Annotated in this window: 16 protein-coding genes, 1 pseudogene and 1 riboswitch; of the genes and pseudogenes, 11 read left to right on the plus strand and 6 right to left on the minus strand. The window is 33.8% G+C overall.

Annotation, left to right across the window (positions count from 1 at the left end; all coding sequences use genetic code 11):
• Positions 1-73: 73 nt before the first annotated feature.
• The gene (gene pepF, locus NSS86_RS05555; RefSeq protein ID WP_000077572.1) at positions 74-1888 is read left to right on the plus strand and encodes an oligoendopeptidase F; all 1815 of its coding nucleotides are present in this window, start codon (positions 74-76) and stop codon (positions 1886-1888) included.
• Between the two features lie 139 nt (positions 1889-2027).
• On the opposite strand, the gene phoU is transcribed toward pepF, so the two are convergent.
• The 5 genes from phoU to NSS86_RS05580 all read right to left on the minus strand — a co-directional run bounded on the left by phoU (position 2028) and on the right by NSS86_RS05580 (position 6593).
• The gene (gene phoU, locus NSS86_RS05560) at positions 2028-2669 is read right to left on the minus strand and encodes a phosphate signaling complex protein PhoU (protein WP_000974847.1); all 642 of its coding nucleotides are present in this window, start codon (positions 2667-2669) and stop codon (positions 2028-2030) included.
• Between the two features lie 6 nt (positions 2670-2675).
• Positions 2676-3527, minus strand: a complete 852-nt coding sequence (gene pstB / locus NSS86_RS05565; protein WP_000079447.1) for a phosphate ABC transporter ATP-binding protein PstB — start codon at positions 3525-3527, stop codon at positions 2676-2678.
• Between the two features lie 46 nt (positions 3528-3573).
• Entirely contained in the window at positions 3574-4491 is a 918-nt protein-coding gene (pstA, locus tag NSS86_RS05570) for a phosphate ABC transporter permease PstA (protein ID WP_000450297.1), read from the minus strand.
• A gap of 1 nt (position 4492) precedes the next feature.
• Complete coding sequence (gene pstC / locus NSS86_RS05575; RefSeq protein WP_000204619.1) at positions 4493-5419, minus strand: phosphate ABC transporter permease subunit PstC; 927 nt, start codon at positions 5417-5419, stop codon at positions 4493-4495.
• A gap of 190 nt (positions 5420-5609) precedes the next feature.
• A complete protein-coding gene (locus tag NSS86_RS05580) occupies positions 5610-6593 on the minus strand; it encodes a phosphate ABC transporter substrate-binding protein PstS (protein WP_000759232.1) in 984 nt (327 codons plus the stop codon).
• Between the two features lie 545 nt (positions 6594-7138).
• On the opposite strand from NSS86_RS05580, the pseudogene NSS86_RS05585 reads away from it, so the two are divergent.
• Positions 7139-7432, plus strand: a pseudogene (locus tag NSS86_RS05585) (transposase); the annotation flags it as partial.
• A 135-nt stretch (positions 7433-7567) separates the two neighbouring features.
• On the opposite strand, the gene cvfB reads toward NSS86_RS05585, so the two are convergent.
• A complete protein-coding gene (cvfB, locus tag NSS86_RS05590) occupies positions 7568-8470 on the minus strand; it encodes an RNA-binding virulence regulatory protein CvfB (RefSeq protein WP_001162352.1) in 903 nt (300 codons plus the stop codon).
• 146 nt (positions 8471-8616) lie between these two features.
• On the opposite strand from cvfB, the gene NSS86_RS05595 reads away from it, so the two are divergent.
• From NSS86_RS05595 to lysA, 9 genes are all read left to right on the plus strand, one after another.
• Positions 8617-10218 carry an ATP-binding cassette domain-containing protein gene (locus NSS86_RS05595; RefSeq protein WP_000942303.1) on the plus strand — a complete coding sequence of 534 codons (1602 nt, stop codon included), beginning with the start codon at positions 8617-8619 and terminating at the stop codon, positions 10216-10218.
• A gap of 804 nt (positions 10219-11022) precedes the next feature.
• A riboswitch (Lysine riboswitch) is annotated at positions 11023-11198 on the plus strand.
• Positions 11199-11279: 81 nt separating this feature from the next.
• Complete coding sequence (locus tag NSS86_RS05600; protein ID WP_000258716.1) at positions 11280-12485, plus strand: aspartate kinase; 1206 nt, start codon at positions 11280-11282, stop codon at positions 12483-12485.
• A gap of 63 nt (positions 12486-12548) precedes the next feature.
• Positions 12549-13538 carry an aspartate-semialdehyde dehydrogenase gene (locus NSS86_RS05605; RefSeq protein WP_000163523.1) on the plus strand — a complete coding sequence of 330 codons (990 nt, stop codon included), beginning with the start codon at positions 12549-12551 and terminating at the stop codon, positions 13536-13538.
• Between the two features lies 1 nt (position 13539).
• Positions 13540-14427 (plus strand): 4-hydroxy-tetrahydrodipicolinate synthase, encoded by an 888-nt coding sequence (gene dapA, locus NSS86_RS05610; protein ID WP_000149278.1) that lies wholly within the window; start codon positions 13540-13542, stop codon positions 14425-14427.
• Complete coding sequence (gene dapB, locus NSS86_RS05615) at positions 14424-15146, plus strand: 4-hydroxy-tetrahydrodipicolinate reductase (protein ID WP_000698231.1); 723 nt, start codon at positions 14424-14426, stop codon at positions 15144-15146. Before dapA ends, dapB begins: the two co-directional genes overlap by 4 nt.
• A gap of 26 nt (positions 15147-15172) precedes the next feature.
• Entirely contained in the window at positions 15173-15892 is a 720-nt protein-coding gene (gene dapD / locus NSS86_RS05620; protein ID WP_000249839.1) for a 2,3,4,5-tetrahydropyridine-2,6-dicarboxylate N-acetyltransferase, read from the plus strand.
• A 142-nt stretch (positions 15893-16034) separates the two neighbouring features.
• Positions 16035-17186: an amidohydrolase gene (locus tag NSS86_RS05625; protein ID WP_001003790.1), complete on the plus strand. Its 1152-nt coding sequence runs from the start codon at positions 16035-16037 to the stop codon at positions 17184-17186.
• 4 nt (positions 17187-17190) lie between these two features.
• Complete coding sequence (locus NSS86_RS05630; protein WP_000127595.1) at positions 17191-18276, plus strand: alanine racemase; 1086 nt, start codon at positions 17191-17193, stop codon at positions 18274-18276.
• Positions 18266-19531 carry a diaminopimelate decarboxylase gene (gene lysA, locus NSS86_RS05635; RefSeq protein ID WP_000216946.1) on the plus strand — a complete coding sequence of 422 codons (1266 nt, stop codon included), beginning with the start codon at positions 18266-18268 and terminating at the stop codon, positions 19529-19531. The genes NSS86_RS05630 and lysA overlap by 11 nt, the downstream gene beginning before the upstream one ends.
• The last annotated feature ends 128 nt before the right edge of the window (positions 19532-19659 follow it).

A 19659-nucleotide genomic window follows, 5' to 3' on the forward strand; every position in this document is an offset into this window, starting at 1 on the left:
TGGAAATCGTAACATTATCGTTTAGGAGACAAAATTATGTATAATGAATGTATTATACCAAAGGAGTGATTATATGTCTCAAGGTTTACCTTTAAGAGAAGATGTTCCTGTTTCAGAAACATGGGATTTAGTAGACTTATTTAAAGATGATCAACAATATTATGAAAGTATTGACGCTCTAGTACAACAAGCAAATCAATTTCATCATACATATGCAACAACATTAAATTCAATCGAACAAATTAATACTGCTTTAGCTGAATTAGAAAATATTTTAATTGCCTTAGATCGCTTAAGTAATTATGCAGAACTACGTTTAAGTGTAGATACTAGTAATATCGAGGCACAAGTATTGAGCGCTAAATTATCTACTACATACGGTAAAATTGTTAGCCAATTATCATTTGTAGAGTCAGAAATACTTGAATTACCAGAAGAAATACTTCAACAATTAGAAGAATCATGTCCATATCAACACTATATTAAACAGTTAATAAAACAAAAGCCATTCCAATTATCTGCGTCGGTAGAACAAGTATTAGCAACTTTATCACCTACGCTAAACAGTCCTTACGATTTATACGGCACGACAAAAATGCTAGATATTACATTCGATTCATTTGAACATGATGGTACAACGTACCCTGTCGACTATGCTACGTTTGAAAATGATTATGAAGATAATAAAGATCCTGAGTTTAGACGTAAAAGTTTCAAATCGTTTAGCGATGGGATTCGAAAATATCAGCATACTACCGCGGCTACATATAATATGCAAGTACAACAAGAAAAAATTGAAGCTGATTTACGTGGATTTGAATCAGTCATCGATTATTTATTACATAGTCAAGAAGTAACGCGTGATATGTTTGACCGTCAAATCGATATGATTATGCGTGACTTGGCACCAGTTATGCAGAAATATGCTAAACTTTTACAACGTATTCACGGATTAGATAACATGCGTTTTGAAGACTTGAAGATTTCTGTAGACCCTGATTATGAACCAGAGATTTCAATTGAAGACTCAAAAAATTATATTTTCGGTGCGTTAAGTGTTTTAGGTGATGACTATACAAACATGTTACGTGAAGCATACGATCAGCGATGGATTGATTTTGCACAAAATAAAGGTAAAGATACAGGCGCATTTTGTGCAAGTCCATACTTTACACATTCATATGTGTTTATTTCTTGGACTGGTAAAATGGCTGAAGCATTTGTCTTAGCACATGAATTAGGTCATGCAGGTCATTTTACATTAGCTCAAAAACATCAACCATATCTTGAATCAGAAGCATCAATGTACTTTGTTGAAGCCCCTTCTACAATGAATGAAATGTTGATGGCCAATTATTTATTTAACACAAGTGATAATCCAAGATTTAAGCGTTGGGTTATTGGCTCAATTTTATCTAGAACATATTATCATAATATGGTTACCCATTTATTAGAAGCTGCTTATCAACGTGAAGTGTATCACAAAGTAGATCAAGGTGAATCTTTAAATGCGCCGACATTAAATGAAATAATGCTAAATGTTTATAAACAATTTTTTGGAGATGCAGTAGACATGACTGAGGGTGCTGAATTAACATGGATGCGTCAACCTCATTACTATATGGGATTATATTCGTATACGTATTCTGCTGGCTTAACAATCGGAACTGTCGTTTCTCAAAAGATTAAAAATGAAGGCCAACCAGCTGTTGATGCTTGGTTAAAAACATTGAAAAAAGGTGGTAGTGTATCACCTGTCGAACTTGCAAACATTGCAGGTGTAGACATTACTACAGAACAGCCACTTAAATCTACAATTCAATATATTTCTGATTTAGTCGATGAAGTTGAAAAATTAACAGATGAAATTGAGCAAGCAAATAACTAAGATGCGAGACAATTTATAGTAGAACAATATAAACCAAGATTTTCACATTACTAATTGTGAGAATCTTGGTTTTTTTGAGGGTTTATGAATGATAGAAATATATATTTATCGTAAGGGATTTTATAGTAATAACTTTAAGTTATTGTTCGTAATGTGTACCTGTTAAATAAAAATAAACACTTTCAGCGATGTTAATAATATGATCACCAATACGTTCTAAATGTCTTGCTGCTAAATGAGCTTGTGCAGCGACAAATGGATCGTTATCAATAAGATACGTTGCGTTAATAATATGACTATATAAGTCATCGATATCTTCATCACGCTCAATTATTTCTCTTATTAATACGGTATCTTTCTTTTTAAATGCTTGATCTAAGTCCTTTAACATTAACATAGCTAATTTACCCATTGTCTTTAAACGGGTTAACACATAATCATCTGTAATCTTTGTACGCAATCGAATATTGGCAATACTCGATGCATTATCTCCTATTCTTTCTAAATCGGAGGCGATTTTTAATGAAGAAATCATCATACGCAAATCACTCGCAATGGGCTGTTGCTTTGTAATTAACATGATAACTCGCTCATTAATATCATAATTTAATTGATTGATATGTTTATCGTTTTTAACTGTTTGTCGTGCAAAGCCTCTATCGTCAATACTTAATGATTTTATACCATTTTCAATACTCACATAGACATTTGCACCTAACCGACGTAATTCCTTTATTAAATCATCAAGTTGCTCCTGATATCGCTGTCTAATTATTGCCATTATATATCAACCAAACCTTCCTGAAATATAATCTTCTGTTTTCTTGTTTGATGGGTTAGAGAAAATTTTATCAGTATCATCATATTCATTGACATAACCATTTAAGAAAAATGCAGTTTTATCTGATACACGAGCTGCTTGTTGCATATTATGTGTAACCATAATAATTGTATACTTTTCTTTTAGTTCTTGAACCAACTCTTCTACTCTTAATGTTGAGATTGGATCTAATGCTGATGTCGGTTCATCCATTAAAATGACTTCAGGTTCAATTGCTAAACAACGCGCGATACAAACACGTTGTTGTTGCCCACCGGATAAACTATATGCATTTGTGTGCAACCTATCCTTTAATTCATCCCAAATTGCAGCGCCACGTAATGATTTCTCAACGATTTCATCAAGAACTTTTTTATTTTTAATACCGTGAATCTTTGGACCGTAAGTAATATTATCGTATATTGATTTTGGAAATGGATTAGGTTGTTGAAAGACCATGCCCACATTTGTACGTAATTGTTCTTTAGAATATTTTTGATCAAAAATGTCTTGATCTCGATATAATATTTTACCAGCTGTTTTCACAGAAGGTACTAACTCAACCATTCGATTCAAAGTTTTAATATATGTTGATTTGCCACAACCAGATGGACCTATAATGGCAGTAATTTGGTTTTCATAAATATCTAAATTAATATTTTGTAATGCATGATTTTCGCCATACCATAAGTCTAAATTTTGTGTTGAATATATAACAGAATGTGAGTTTGTATCATCTGGTGTTTTATGATGACTTTGTGAGACATCAAACGTATGACTTTGAGATATTTGTTTAGTTTGTGCAAGTGTTTGCGCCATATTTAAAACTCCCTTTTTAATAGATAAATGAGATTGATTGTTTAAATTAGAATTTTTTACTAAATTTGTTACGTAAAATAATCGCAACGCCATTCATTAAGATTAAGATAACTAGTAAAACGATAATGCCTGCCGATGCAACATTCTGGAATTCTTCTTGAGGCATTTTCGCCCAAGTAAATATTTGGATTGGTAATGCTGAAAATTGATCCAATATACTTCTAGGTGTTGCCAATAATATAGTCGGTATACCGATTAGCACAAGTGGCGCTGTTTCTCCCAGTGCTCTTGAAAGAGACAAAATGAATCCAGTTAAAATACCAGGTAACGCTGCTGGTAAGACAACACGTCTTATCGTTTGCCATTTATTAGCACCTAAACCATAAGAAGCTTCGCGTACTGAGTTAGGTACAGCTCTAATTGCTTCCTGACTTGAAACAATAATAATTGGTAATATCAGTAAGGTCATTGTTAGCGCTGCTGCCAATATACTGTTACCCATTTTCAAGGCTTCAATCCCCGCACCACCAACGAACAAAGTGTAACCTAATAACCCAAATACAACTGATGGTACACCAGCTAAATTGGAAATACTGATTTTAACAAACTGAGTAAATTTGTTGTTTTTCGCATATTCTTCTAAGTATATAGCTGTACCTATTCCTAGGATGATTGATAATGGAATGATACTTAACATTAACCAAAGTGAACCGATTAACGCGCCTTTAACGCCAGCCATAGATGGTGTTGAAGAAGAAAAATTAGTGAAAAACTGTAAATTTAAATGACTTACCCCTTTAATCAATGTTTGAGTTAACAACGCAATAAGTACGACAAGTCCTAATAATGTACATGCTAAAAATATGAGTTTGAACACTTTATTTTTAACCGTTCTGGATGATAAATGTTTTTGGACAAGTTGTTGATCGACGAGTGATTGTCTATTATTATCTGTCGTTTCCATATTAATACTCCTCCCTAAAACGCTTAGAAATCCACTGAGAAAGTAAATTCATGATTAAGGTAAAGATAAATAGTGTGAACCCTACAGCATAAATACTGTAATAAATATTTGATCCAAATGTTGCATCACCTGTCGCTATCTCAACAATATATCCAGTCATTGTTTGAATCGAACTTGTTAAACTTAATGAAGCTGTTGGCGAACTACCTGCCGCTAATGATACAATCATCGTTTCTCCAATTGCTCTTGAAATCGCGAGAACGATTGAAGCTACAATACCTGATGTTGCTGCGGGAAGTACGACTTTAGTTGCTACTTCTAATTTAGTTGCTCCAAGTCCATAGGCACCTTCTCGAATTTTATTTGGTACAGATGCCATTGCATCCTCACTCAAACTTGTGATGAGAGGGACAATCATAATACCGACAACTAAGCCGGGACTTATAGCATTAAACTCTCCAAGACCTGATATGAAAGATCTTAATACTGGTGTAACAAAGGTTAATGCAAAGAAACCAAACACAATTGTTGGTATTCCTGCTAAAATTTCTAATATCGGTTTAATTATGCGTCGTGCACGGTCACTTGCATATTCACTTAAATAAATTGCTGCACCAAGCCCGACTGGAACTGCAAATATAGTCGCAATAACTGTGATTTTTAAAGTCCCTATTATCAATGCCCAGATACCAAACTTAGGGTCTGAACCGGTAGGATTCCAAGTAGTAGAAAATAGAAATTCAGTTATTGGAATTCTGGTGAAAAAAGTGATGGTTTCTAAAAGCAATGTGATTAATATACCTAGTGTTGTTAAAATGGAAATCGCTGAAATTGCGGCTAAAATAACTGGTATAATTTTGTCATTATGCTTCCCTTTTTTATTAATATTTTTTTCGATTAAAGCTTTAACATTAGTAGATGAAGTCATAATCAAACCTCTTTCTATTACTCCCAAAATAATTAGATTTGTAAAATAATGATGAACCACTATTTTAAGTTGATAAGCTTGTAGACTAACTGAATGTCAAAATCAGCGTCTCGATAAATCAAGCTTTGTACTCTAAATAATGATTCACCATCAAAATCATGTTTCAAGACACATTTGAAATTGCGTCTTATTATTTTTTGTCTTCAGACTTTTTATCATCAGATTTCTTGTCGTCTGATTTTTGATTTTTATCAATAAATGCTTTTAAATCATCTAATTGTGATTTGTATGTTTTCTCTGGTGCTGCTACATATCCAGCTTCTTCAGCTGCTTTACCTTTATCTTCTAAGACGAATTTGATAAATTCTGACATTACTTTATTATCTTTCAATGCTTTTTCATTTACATAAATGAATAATGGTCTACTTAATGCATAAGAGTTATCTTGAATTGTTTTTTTCGTAGGCTCTGTTGCTTTACCATTTTCATCTTTGATTTTAACTTCTTTTAATTTATCTTTATTTTGTACGTAGAAGTTATATCCAAAGTATCCGATTCCCTCTTTGTTTTTCGTTACAGAAGAAACGATAGCATTTGTATCAGCATTTTTTTCTGCTTTAATATCTTCTTTATTCATTACTTCATTTTCGAAGAAGTCATAAGTACCATGACTTGAGTTTGGTGATACAGCATTTATTTTTTTATCTGGCCATTTACTATTAACATCTTTCCATGTTTTAGCTTTTCCAGAATAAATTGCTTTTAATTGCTGTTTGTCTAATTCATCTACAAAATCATTTTCTTTATTTACAGCAACCGTTACACCATCTTGCGCAATTTTAAATTCTTTGTATTTGATATTCTTATCTTGTAATTTTTGCTTCTCTTCATCTTTAATTGGTCTAGAAGCATCAGCGAAGTCGATATCTCCTGCAATGAATTTTTGGAAACCAGCACCTGTACCAGCTTGTCCTGCTGAGATTTTAGCATCCGAGTGATCTTGAGCCCATTTTTCATTTAATTTCTCCACAATTGGTGCTACTGTTGATGAGCCATCACCTTTAGCTTCCCCTTTTAAATCACTATTACCACTGCCACCATTACCGCCACCACAAGCACCTAATAATAGTGTTGCACCTAAAGCTGTAGTACCAACAAATTGCCATTTTTTCATTGAAATATCCTCCCTGTATGAACAACAAATAGTATTTGTATTGATTACATCTTTATCTTAACCTTGAATTATTAACCTCATTTTTAGAAACTGTAAATGTTACATAAAAATTTGTTAAGAAAATGTAAATATTAATTTTTGTTAATCTAAAAAATATTGCTTCATTAGTAAAATTAAAATGCTTCCTGAAAAATTATCGAAATTTAAATATGTACACAAAAAATGAGGCTGGGACATAAATCCCTAAAAAAACAGCAGTAAGATAATTTTCAATTAGAAAATATCTTACTGCTGTTCTCTATTTATACAATACTTCGTATTGAATGGCTTCGCTTTGCCCGTCTGGCACATTACTGTAAAATTCTATAAATAGAATTTTTGATGACGGGTCCCTTCCTATGGTGCCGTCTCAGCCACCCCAACCGGCACATTGTTGTAAGCTGACTATATGTCAGCTTCTGTGTTGGGGCCCCTGTCTTCGACTGGCACTGCTCCCTCAGGAGTCTCGCCATTAATACTACGTATTAACATGTAATTTTACTTTGAAATACATTAAAGCCCAAATTAATCAAAAGCTTTCTGAACCAGAAACGAAAAAAATCTATAGTCATAGAAAAATTTATGTAGAGCCTGTTTTTGGATTTATGAAGGTTATTTTGGGTTTCACTCGAATGTCAGTTCGAGGAATAAATAAAGTTAAACGAGAGCTAGGTTTTGTATTAATGGCACTTAATATAAGGAAAATAGCAGCTCAACGAGCTGTACATTATAAAATACATATCAAAAAAGCTAATTTCCATCAAATAATTAATAGAAATCAGCTTTTTTACATTGCCTAAGAACTTAATGTCCCAGCCTATTCGTTTGAATTATTTAATTTTTTACTTTGAAAGGAATGTTTAAAAAACTACTTCATCTGTCCGACTTAATATTGAATATAAAAAACACGCATCCTACGACACGTGTAAAAATGATTATTCTTTTGAGTCAATTCGACTCCAACCTTTTTTAGTTAAAGTGATTTTACCTGTTTCTATATTAATAATCTTCTGTTTATATAAGTGACCGATTGCACGTTTGAATGAACCTTTACTCATATTGAATACTTCTTTAATCGCTTCAGGGCTTGATTTGTCCCAGAATGGTAATTCACCATCATATTCAACTAGTAAATCAAAGATGACTTGGCCGTCATCGTCTAAACGTTCATGTGCAAGTGGTAAAAATGAACCATTTAACTCACCTTTATCATTATGCCCGATAATTCTAACTTGAACAGATTCACCTAATCTTGGTTCAGCTTTACGTTCTGATTCATGTACGAAAATTTTGTAACCTGATTCGCTTAATAAGAAGCTACCAATTCGTAATACGCGGTAAGGTTTGGCTTCAATGACTTCGTTTTTTAAATTATCATCGTGTACAGGTGTAAACATATTTTCTACAACAGATTCACTCGCTAAACGTCCATACATATGATTCTCACGGTCAATTCGTAATGTAACTAGCAAATGATCACCAGGTTGTGGCCATAGTGATTTCACTTTTGGTAAATCTTCCCATGGTACTAACACTTCACGGGGTAAACCAACATCTATACGTGCCCCATCGCGATCCGTTTTAAGTACTTTAGCAAAATCATATTTATCTTTCGTAATATCAGGCATATTTTGAGTTGCAAATAATTCACCTGAACGGTTTGGATAAATGAAGAAACTATATTCTTCACCTACTTCTAATTCATCATCATCGTTCATTTCTGATTGGTTTAACTTTACGTTTTCACCGTTTGGTCCTTTTAAAAGGTAAGTTGAGCCTTGTAACCCTACTACTTCAAGGAATTCTATAGAACCTACTATATCTTTGTCTAATGCCATGTTATTCTCCTTCGATTCTTGTATTCTTTATTATTATAACATGTGTGAGTCATTCTATCATTACAACTTATATGAGGTCGAAACTGTGACGATAATATGATATAATTCTTCCGTTAGAATATCGAATGAAAAAAAGGAGAAAATGCATGTTACAAGTAACTGATGTGAGTTTACGTTTTGGAGATCGTAAACTATTTGAAGATGTAAATATTAAATTTACAGAAGGTAATTGTTATGGATTAATTGGTGCGAATGGTGCAGGTAAATCAACATTCTTAAAAATATTATCTGGTGAATTAGATTCTCAAACAGGACATGTTTCATTAGGTAAAAATGAACGTCTAGCTGTTTTAAAACAGGACCACTATGCTTATGAAGATGAACGCGTGCTTGATGTTGTAATTAAAGGTCACGAACGTCTTTATGAGGTTATGAAAGAAAAAGATGAAATCTATATGAAGCCAGATTTCAGTGATGAAGATGGTATCCGTGCTGCTGAACTTGAAGGTGAATTTGCAGAAATGAATGGTTGGAATGCTGAAGCTGATGCTGCTAACCTTTTATCTGGTTTAGGTATCGATCCAACTTTACACGATAAAAAAATGGCTGAATTAGAAAACAACCAAAAAATTAAAGTATTATTAGCGCAAAGTTTATTCGGTGAACCAGACGTACTATTACTGGATGAGCCTACTAACGGTCTCGATATTCCAGCAATCAGTTGGTTAGAAGATTTCTTAATTAACTTTGATAATACTGTTATCGTAGTATCGCATGACCGTCATTTCTTAAATAATGTATGTACTCATATCGCTGATTTAGACTTCGGTAAAATTAAAGTTTATGTTGGTAACTATGATTTTTGGTATCAATCTAGTCAGTTAGCTCAAAAGATGGCTCAAGAACAAAACAAGAAAAAAGAAGAAAAAATGAAAGAGTTACAGGACTTTATTGCACGTTTCTCAGCTAACGCTTCTAAATCTAAACAAGCAACAAGTCGTAAAAAACAACTTGAGAAAATTGAATTAGATGATATTCAACCATCATCAAGAAGATATCCTTTCGTTAAATTCACGCCTGAGCGTGAGATTGGTAACGACTTATTAATCGTTCAAAATCTTTCTAAAACAATTGACGGCGAAAAAGTATTAGATAATGTATCATTCACAATGAATCCAAATGATAAAGCGATTTTAATTGGAGATAGTGAAATTGCAAAAACAACATTACTTAAAATATTAGCTGGCGAAATGGAACCAGACGAAGGTTCATTTAAATGGGGTGTTACTACATCATTAAGTTACTTCCCTAAAGATAACTCAGAGTTCTTTGAGGGTGTAAATATGAATCTCGTTGATTGGTTAAGACAATATGCTCCTGAAGATGAACAAACAGAAACATTTTTACGTGGTTTCTTAGGTCGTATGTTATTTAGTGGTGAAGAAGTTAAGAAAAAAGCTAGTGTGCTTTCAGGTGGAGAAAAAGTACGTTGTATGCTAAGTAAAATGATGTTATCAAGTGCGAATGTACTTTTACTTGACGAACCTACTAACCACTTAGACTTAGAAAGTATTACTGCTGTCAATGATGGTCTTAAATCATTTAAAGGTTCTATCATCTTTACTTCTTATGACTTCGAATTTATCAACACGATTGCAAACCGTGTTATCGATTTAAATAAACAAGGCGGCGTTTCAAAAGAAATTCCATATGAAGAATACTTGCAAGAAATCGGCGTTTTAAAATAAACATAATATGTAGAATTTCTTTTCGAAAATCTCTGTATTGAGGCCCGACCAACTTGCACATTATTGTAAGTTGGCTTACTGTCACCTTCTATATTGGGACTTATTCCGCAACTTGTATTGTTTGTAGAAATTAGGAATCCAATTTCTCTATGTGTTGCACCGACAAGGATTGAAAAAAGCTAGCTACAAAGTCATTTTCATTCAGTCAACTACTGTCAATATAACATTGCAGGGTCTAGGGCATTGATTCATGCCCGAGACTATATTCAATTTAATAGACATTAACTGGTCGTGAGGCTGGGACATAAATCCCTAAAAAAACAGCAGTAAGATAATTTTCAATTAGAAAATATCTTACTGCTGTTCTCTATTTATACAATACTTCGTATTGAATGGCTTCGCTTTGCCCGTCTGGCACATTACTGTAAAATTCTATAAATAGAATTTTTGATGACGGGTCCCTTCCTAGGGTGCCGTCTCAGCCTCTTTTTACATTGCCTAAGAACTTAATATCCCAGCCTCGTGTCCTTTTTATTTTATTTTTTAGCACATCAGCACAGTGAACACCCCTTCTCTAAATTACAAATACAGTTATCACCGCATTAAAAGAGTACATTTATTTAATGTGCATATTGAGTATGCTATAAGTATTTTGAATTTTATTTTTCAAAAAGTCTCATTATCACCACCTTTTAAAATATAAGCAACGCTATAACTTGAATTTTCAGGTTATTCCAAAAAATCTAAATTATCGGTTTACATTCATATTTGTCATATGTATAATGAACACATACCAATTTAATAATATTTTGATGAGGCGCATCAATCATGAGTAAAGTTTAGATTACTGTCTGCTAACAGCTGAATTTGAAAGGGTGCGATGCCGAAGCGATTATAATAGCAGTTATAATTTGTTGGACTTTTTGGTTAAGAGCTGAGAGTTTGTCATTATTTAAAAATAATGGAGTGCATCACTTGTATATAGATTAAGAGCAAGTTCGCATTCCGAACTTGTTCTTTTTTTATTATTGTGTGCCCTTCCTAACAATTAGGAGGATTATATGGTAACAAGAAGTGTGTTGAAATTTGGCGGATCATCCGTCAGTGATTTTACAAAAATAAAAAGGATCGCTGAAATGTTAAAGGAGCGAGTCAATCAAGATGAACAATTAATTGTCGTTGTAAGTGCTATGGGTAACACAACAGATCAATTAATGACGAATGTATCGACCTTGACTAAAGCACCAAAACAACAAGAACTGGCATTATTATTGACAACCGGAGAGCAACAAACTGTATCTTATTTATCAATGGTATTAAATGATATCGGTGTGAATGCCAAAGCAATGACTGGCTATCAAGCGGGTATTAAAACCATTGGCCATCATTTAAAAAGTAAAATTGCTCAAATTAATCCTCAAACATTTGAACAAGCCTTTCAAGAAAACGATATTTTAGTAGTTGCTGGATTTCAAGGCATCAATGAACATCAGGAATTAACAACTTTAGGCAGAGGCGGTTCTGATACGACCGCTGTGGCACTTGCTGTTAGTAATCAAATACCTTGTGAAATTTATACCGACGTTGATGGTGTGTATGCCACTGACCCAAGACTTTTACCAAAGGCTAAACGACTAGACATCGTCTCATATGAAGAAATGATGGAAATGAGCGCTTTAGGTGCTGGTGTACTTGAAACAAGAAGTGTTGAATTAGCTAAAAACTATAATATCCCTTTATATTTAGGAAAAACTTTATCGAACGTGAAAGGAACATGGATTATGTCAAATGAAGAAATATTAGAGAAAAAAGCAGTTACTGGTGTGGCTTTGGATAAACATATGATGCATGTAACAATTAGTTATCCCCTACCTGACAATCAGCTACTTACCCAACTATTTACGGAACTTGAAGAAGGTGCTGTAAATGTTGATATGATTTCACAAATCGTCAACTTGGATGGGCTACAACTATCCTTCACGATTAAAGATAGTGATTTTCATCAAATTTCTATGATTCTTGAAACATTAAAGAATCAATATGAAGCATTAGCTTATAAAATCAATGAGCATTATGTCAAAATTTCATTAATTGGCTCAGGCATGCGTGATATGTCAGGTGTGGCATCAAAAGCATTTTTGACATTAATTGAAAATAATATACCTTTCTACCAAACAACAACATCTGAAATAAGTATTTCATACGTCATTGATGATTTTAATGGGCAACAAGCGGTAGAAAAACTATATGACGCATTTAACATTTAATGGTAAAATGATTGTTAAAATATTCTAAAAATTGGAAATTATTATAAAATGGAGTGACAAGTTATGACAAAGTTAGCAGTTGTGGGTGCAACAGGATTAGTAGGCACAAAAATGTTGGAGACATTAAATCGTAAAAATATTCCTTTCGATGAATTAGTATTATTTTCATCAGCACGTTCTGCAGGGCAAGAAGTTGAATTTCAAGAAAAAACATATACAGTACAAGAATTAACTGATGCTCGTGCTAGTGAACATTTCGATTATGTATTAATGAGTGCTGGTGGCGGTACAAGCGAACACTTTGCCCCACTCTTTGAAAAAGCTGGTGCAATCGTTATAGACAATTCAAGTCAATGGCGTATGGCAGAAGATATTGATTTAATCGTTCCGGAAGTCAATGAACCTACATTTACAAGAGGTATCATTGCCAATCCAAACTGCTCTACGATTCAATCTGTTGTGCCATTAAAAGTATTGCAAGATGCTTATGGTTTAAAACGAGTGGCATATACAACATATCAAGCTGTATCAGGTTCAGGGATGAAAGGTAAGAAAGATTTAGCTGAAGGTGTAAATGGTAAAGCACCAGAAGCATATCCACATCCAATTTATAATAATGTGTTACCGCATATTGATGTGTTTTTAGAAAACGGATATACAAAAGAAGAACAAAAAATGATTGATGAGACGAGAAAAATTTTAAATGCGCCAGACTTAAAAGTAACAGCAACATGCGCACGTGTGCCTGTTCAAGATAGTCATAGTGTTGAAATTGATGTAACGCTTGACAAAGAAACGACAGCAGAAGATATTAAAGCGTTATTTGATCAAGATGACCGCGTTGTTTTAGTAGACAATCCAGAGAACAATGAATATCCAATGGCAATCAATTCCACTAATAAAGATGAAGTGTTTGTTGGCCGTATACGTAGAGATGATTCATTAGAAAATACTTTCCATGTATGGTGTACATCAGACAATTTATTAAAAGGTGCTGCATTAAATGCTGTACAAGTATTGGAACAAGTTATGCGTTTAAAAGGAGCGAATTAAAATGACACATTTATTTGAGGGTGTTGGCGTTGCACTTACAACCCCTTTTACAAATAACAAAGTTAATCTTGAAGCTTTGAAAGCACACGTTAATTTTTTACTAGAAAATAATGCCCAAGCAATCATCGTTAATGGAACTACTGCTGAGAGCCCTACTTTAACAACAGATGAAAAAGAACGCATTCTAAAAACAGTTATTGATCTTGTAGATAAACGTGTTCCTGTCATAGCTGGAACTGGAACTAATGATACTGAAAAGTCAATCCAAGCTTCATTCCAAGCTAAAGCCTTAGGGGCTGATGCAATTATGTTAATTACGCCCTACTACAACAAAACGAACCAACGTGGTTTAGTCAAACACTTTGAAGCGATTACAGATGCTGTGAAATTACCAGTCGTGCTGTACAATGTTCCTTCAAGAACGAACATGACAATTGAACCAGAAACTGTAGAAATATTAAGTCAACATCCTTATATAGTTGCTTTAAAAGATGCTACGAATGATTTTGAGTATTTAGAAGAAGTGAAAAAGCGAATTGATACAAATTCATTTGCATTATATAGTGGCAATGATGACAACGTCGTCGAATACTATCAACGTGGCGGTCAAGGGGTTATCTCTGTTATTGCCAATGTCATTCCTAAAGAATTTCAAGCGTTATACGATGCTCAACAAAGTGGATTAGATATTCAAGATCAATTTAAACCAATCGGCACACTGTTATCAGCCCTATCAGTTGATATTAACCCAATTCCTATTAAAGCTTTAACAAGTTATTTAGAATTTGGAAACTATGAATTACGTTTACCATTGGTTAGCCTAGAAGATACAGATACTAAAGTGCTTCGTGAAGCATATGACACATTTAAAGCGGGTGAAAATGAGTGAAAATATTACTAATTGGCTATGGTGCAATGAATCAACGCGTTGCTAGATTAGCAGAAGAAAAAGGACATGAAATCGTTGGGGTCATTGAAAATACACCGAAAGCAACAACGCCATATCAACAATATCAACATATTGCAGATGTTAAAGATGCCGATGTTGCAATAGATTTTTCAAATCCGAATCTATTATTCCCATTATTAGATGAAGAGTTTCATTTGCCATTAGTTGTGGCAACAACTGGCGAGAAAGAAAAACTACTTAATAAGTTAGATGAATTGAGTCAAAATATGCCTGTATTTTTCAGCGCGAACATGAGTTATGGCGTTCATGCACTGACTAAAATTTTAGCAGCTGCTGTTCCCCTACTTGATGATTTCGACATCGAATTGACTGAGGCACATCATAATAAAAAAGTAGATGCACCAAGTGGTACGTTAGAAAAATTGTATGATGTGATCGTATCTTTGAAAGAAAATGTAACACCTGTGTATGATAGACATGAATTAAATGAAAAACGCCAGCCACAAGATATTGGTATACATTCTATTCGTGGAGGTACGATTGTCGGTGAACATGAAGTTCTATTTGCTGGCACTGATGAAACGATTCAAATCACACATCGTGCACAATCAAAAGATATTTTTGCGAATGGTGCTATACAAGCAGCAGAACGCTTAGTTAATAAACCAAACGGCTTTTATACGTTTGACAACTTATAAACATATTAAAGGAGATCGATTATTTTATGGTACAACATTTAACAGCTGAAGAAATTATTCAATATATAAGTGATGCTAAAAAGTCTACACCAATAAAAGTATATTTAAATGGTAATTTTGAAGGCATCACATACCCAGAAAGTTTTAAAGTATTTGGTTCAGAACAATCTAAAGTAATCTTTTGTGAAGCGGATGATTGGAAACCTTTTTACGAAGCATATGGTAGTCAATTCGAAGATATAGAAATTGAAATGGATCGTCGCAATTCTGCCATTCCATTAAAAGACTTAACAAATACGAATGCACGTATTGAACCAGGTGCATTTATTAGAGAACAAGCCATTATTGAAGATGGTGCTGTCGTTATGATGGGCGCAACAATTAATATTGGCGCAGTCGTTGGCGAAGGTACAATGATTGATATGAATGCTACTCTCGGTGGTCGTGCTACAACTGGTAAAAATGTACATGTAGGGGCTGGCGCAGTATTGGCAGGTGTGATTGAACCCCCTAGTGCATCACCAGTTATAATCGAGGATGATGTATTAATCGGTGCAAATGCAGTTATTTTAGAAGGTGTACGTGTTGGTAAAGGTGCTATTGTTGCAGCTGGCGCGATTGTGACACAAGATGTACCAGCTGGTGCAGTTGTTGCTGGTACACCTGCAAAAGTGATTAAGCAAGCTTCTGAAGTACAAGATACTAAAAAAGAGATTGTAGCAGCATTAAGAAAACTGAATGACTAGTGACGTCAACGTATAATAATTTCAAGGTTGAGATACGATTATGTCTCAACCTTATTGTTTATCATTGAATAAACTTATGATCACAAATTTCGAAATACGTTACACTATTTATATAGTAATTTAACACAAAGGATTGATAATTATGAATGAATTAGAATTTGTTACGAAACATCGCCGTCATTTACATCAACATCCTGAATTAAGCTTACATGAATTTGAAACAACTGCTTATATTAAAGCGTTTTTAGATAGTTTAAATATTAAATACGATTGCCCATTGGAAACTGGCGTCATTGCATACTTAGAAGGTAATGGCTCACATACGATAGCGTATAGAGCTGATATTGATGCGTTACCTATTTTAGAGGAAAATGATGTGCCTTATCGCAGTCAATCTGATCATGTGATGCATGCTTGTGGACATGATGGTCATACAACTGCATTAATGCTTTTTGTACAACGTTGCAAAGACATGCAAGACGCAGGTCAATTACCGCAAAATGTCGTTTTCATTTTCCAACCTGCAGAAGAAACTGGTGGCGGTGCAAATCGATTAATAAAAGCCGGTGCCTTTGATAAGTATCCAATTGAAGCGGTATTTGGTATTCATGTTAACCCATTTGCTGATGAAGGCATTGCAGTGATAAGAGATGAAGAAATTACGGCCAGCGCAACAGAGTATCGCTTTTTCTTAACAGGCCTGTCAAGTCATGTTGCTGATAAAGAACAAGCTCATTCTTGTGGTGAAGCATTACAACATGTATTAACTCAAATATCACAAATTCAACAATTTCACCTTAACGGTTTGAAACGAAATATTGTTCATATTGGTCATTTTAAAGCTGGTGAAGCGATTAACACTGTACCAAGTAATGGTTATTTAGAAGGTACAATTCGTACATATGATATTGATGATTTAACAATCGTTAAAAATCAAATGCACAAGATAGCAGAAAGTGTCAAGCTTCTGTTTAATGTAGAATGTGAAGTTAAATTTGCAGAAGGTTATCCCCCTACAATCAATAGTCCGAAATTACGTACTCAAATAGAGGACGCCTTAATAAAAGCTGATTTAAATGTCTATGACAAACCAACGCCATTCTTATTTGGGGAAGATTTTAGTTTTTATGGTCAACAACTAGCTCCAGCTTACTTTGTTTTTATAGGAACACGAAATGAAGATAAAGGTTTTGTAACTGGTTTGCACACATCACATTTAAATTTTGATGAAAAAGTGTTAATAAACGTGGTTAATTTTTACGAAAATTTATTAAATAATTACAAAGAGGTGTAATACATTGACAGCAACATGGTCTGTAAATAAGAAAATATTTTTACAAAATGCAATCACAGTCAAAAACAATCAGCCATTAATGGCAGTTGTTAAAAATAATGCATATCACTATGACCTAGAATTTGCTGTAACTCAGTTTATCCATGCAGGTATAGATACATTTAGCACAACATCACTACGAGAAGCAATTCAAATTAGACAACTTGCTCCAGATGCAACAATCTTTTTAATGAATGCAGTTTACGAGTTTGATTTAGTCCGTGAACATCAAATACACATGACTTTGCCGTCGTTGACATATTACTATAACCATAAAAATGATTTAGCAGGTATTCATGTTCACTTAGAATTTGAAAATTTATTACATCGGTCTGGATTTAAAGATTTAAACGAAATTAAAGAAGTATTGAAAGATCACCATCATAATCAAAATGCAAAAATGATTATTAGTGGTTTATGGACCCATTTTGGATATGCTGATGAATTCGATGTGTCAGATTATAATGTTGAACGTTCACAATGGATGGAAATTGTTGAAGCACTTTTATCTGAAGGTTATCAGTTCGACCTAATCCATGCTCAAAATAGTGCGAGTTTTTATCGGGAAGGACAAATATTACTACCCCACCATACACATGCGCGTGTAGGTATTGCGTTATACGGTTCAAGACCATATAGTTCACTGAATCAACATGATATAGTTCAGTCATTAACTGTAAAAGCACATGTTATTCAAGTGCGCGAAGTACAAGCTGGTGATTATTGCGGTTATAGCTTTGCCTTTGAAGTGACTAAAAACAATACAAAATTAGCTGTAGTTGATATCGGTTATGGCGATGGAATTTTAAGAACTCGTGCTAAACATGAAGCACTTATCAATGGTAAACGCTACCCGATACGTGCATTAATGATGAGCCATATGTTTGTTGAAGTAGATGGCAATGTACATGCACAAGATGAAGTTATTCTTTATAATAATGATATCCGCATCGATGAATATACCTTTAAAGGTGTTGGTGCAAATTCTGAACAATTAAGTGCTATGAATCATGATTCTTTAAAAAAGGAGTACATTTCAAATGACTGTTAAATATAATCAAAATGGCGAATTAACAATGGATGGTATTAGTTTAAAAACGATTGCACAAAGCTTTGGTACACCTACCATTGTTTATGATGAACTACAAATTAGAGAACAGATGCGCCGTTACCATCGCGCATTTAAAGATAGTGGATTAAAATACAATATTTCATACGCCTCAAAGGCATTTACTTGCATTCAAATGGTCAAACTTGTAGCTGAGGAAGATTTACAGTTAGATGTTGTTTCTGAAGGTGAATTATATACAGCTTTAGAAGCAGGTTTTGAACCGAGTCGCATCCATTTCCATGGTAACAATAAAACGAAACATGAAATTAGGTATGCTTTAGAAAATAATATCGGTTATTTTGTTATAGATTCATTAGAAGAAATTGAATTAATAGACCGCTATGCTAATGATACGGTTCAAGTTGTATTACGAGTTAATCCAGGTGTTGAAGCACATACACACGAATTTATTCAAACTGGGCAAGAAGATAGTAAGTTTGGATTATCAATTCAATATGGCTTAGCTAAAAAAGCAATTGACAAAGTCCAACAATCTAAACACTTAAAATTAAAAGGTGTACATTGTCATATTGGTTCACAGATTGAAGGTACAGAAGCATTTATTGAAACTGCTAAAATTGTTTTACGTTGGCTTAAAGAGCAAGGCATTCAAGTTGAATTATTAAACCTTGGTGGTGGCTTTGGTATTAAATATGTTGAAGGTGACGAAAGTTTCCCTATCGAAAGTGGTATTAAAGATATTACAGACGCAATAAAATCCGAAATTAAAGTTCTAGGTATAGATGCACCAGAAATAGGTATTGAACCGGGACGATCAATTGTAGGTGAAGCTGGCGTTACTTTATATGAAGTTGGAACCATTAAAGAAATTCCAGAGATTAATAAATATGTTTCAATCGATGGCGGTATGAGTGATCATATCAGAACTGCACTTTATGACGCAAAGTATCAAGCATTGCTTGTTAATAGAAATGAAGAAGCAGATGACAGTGTAACTATAGCTGGAAAATTATGTGAGTCTGGTGATATCATTATTAAAGACGCTAAATTACCTTCATCAGTCAAACGTGGAGACTATCTTGCTATATTATCAACTGGTGCATATCATTACTCTATGGCATCCAATTACAATCAAATGCAAAAGCCTTCTGTGTTTTTCTTAAAAGATGGCAAAGCACGTGAAGTTATAAAGCGACAATCGTTAAGACAACTCATTATTAATGATACAAAATAAAAATAAACAAAGTAATCCCCGAAGCACAGAAAATTATACTGTGACTCGGGGAATTTTTATGCATTATAGATGACTGTAGAAAACATGCTTGGACATATACTCTAAAAAAGGAAGAACAGCACATTTTT

Origin of the sequence: Staphylococcus sp. FSL W8-0056 (assembly GCF_037963075.1) — a bacterium.
GTDB classification, from domain to species: Bacteria; Bacillota; Bacilli; order Staphylococcales; family Staphylococcaceae; genus Staphylococcus; species Staphylococcus aureus.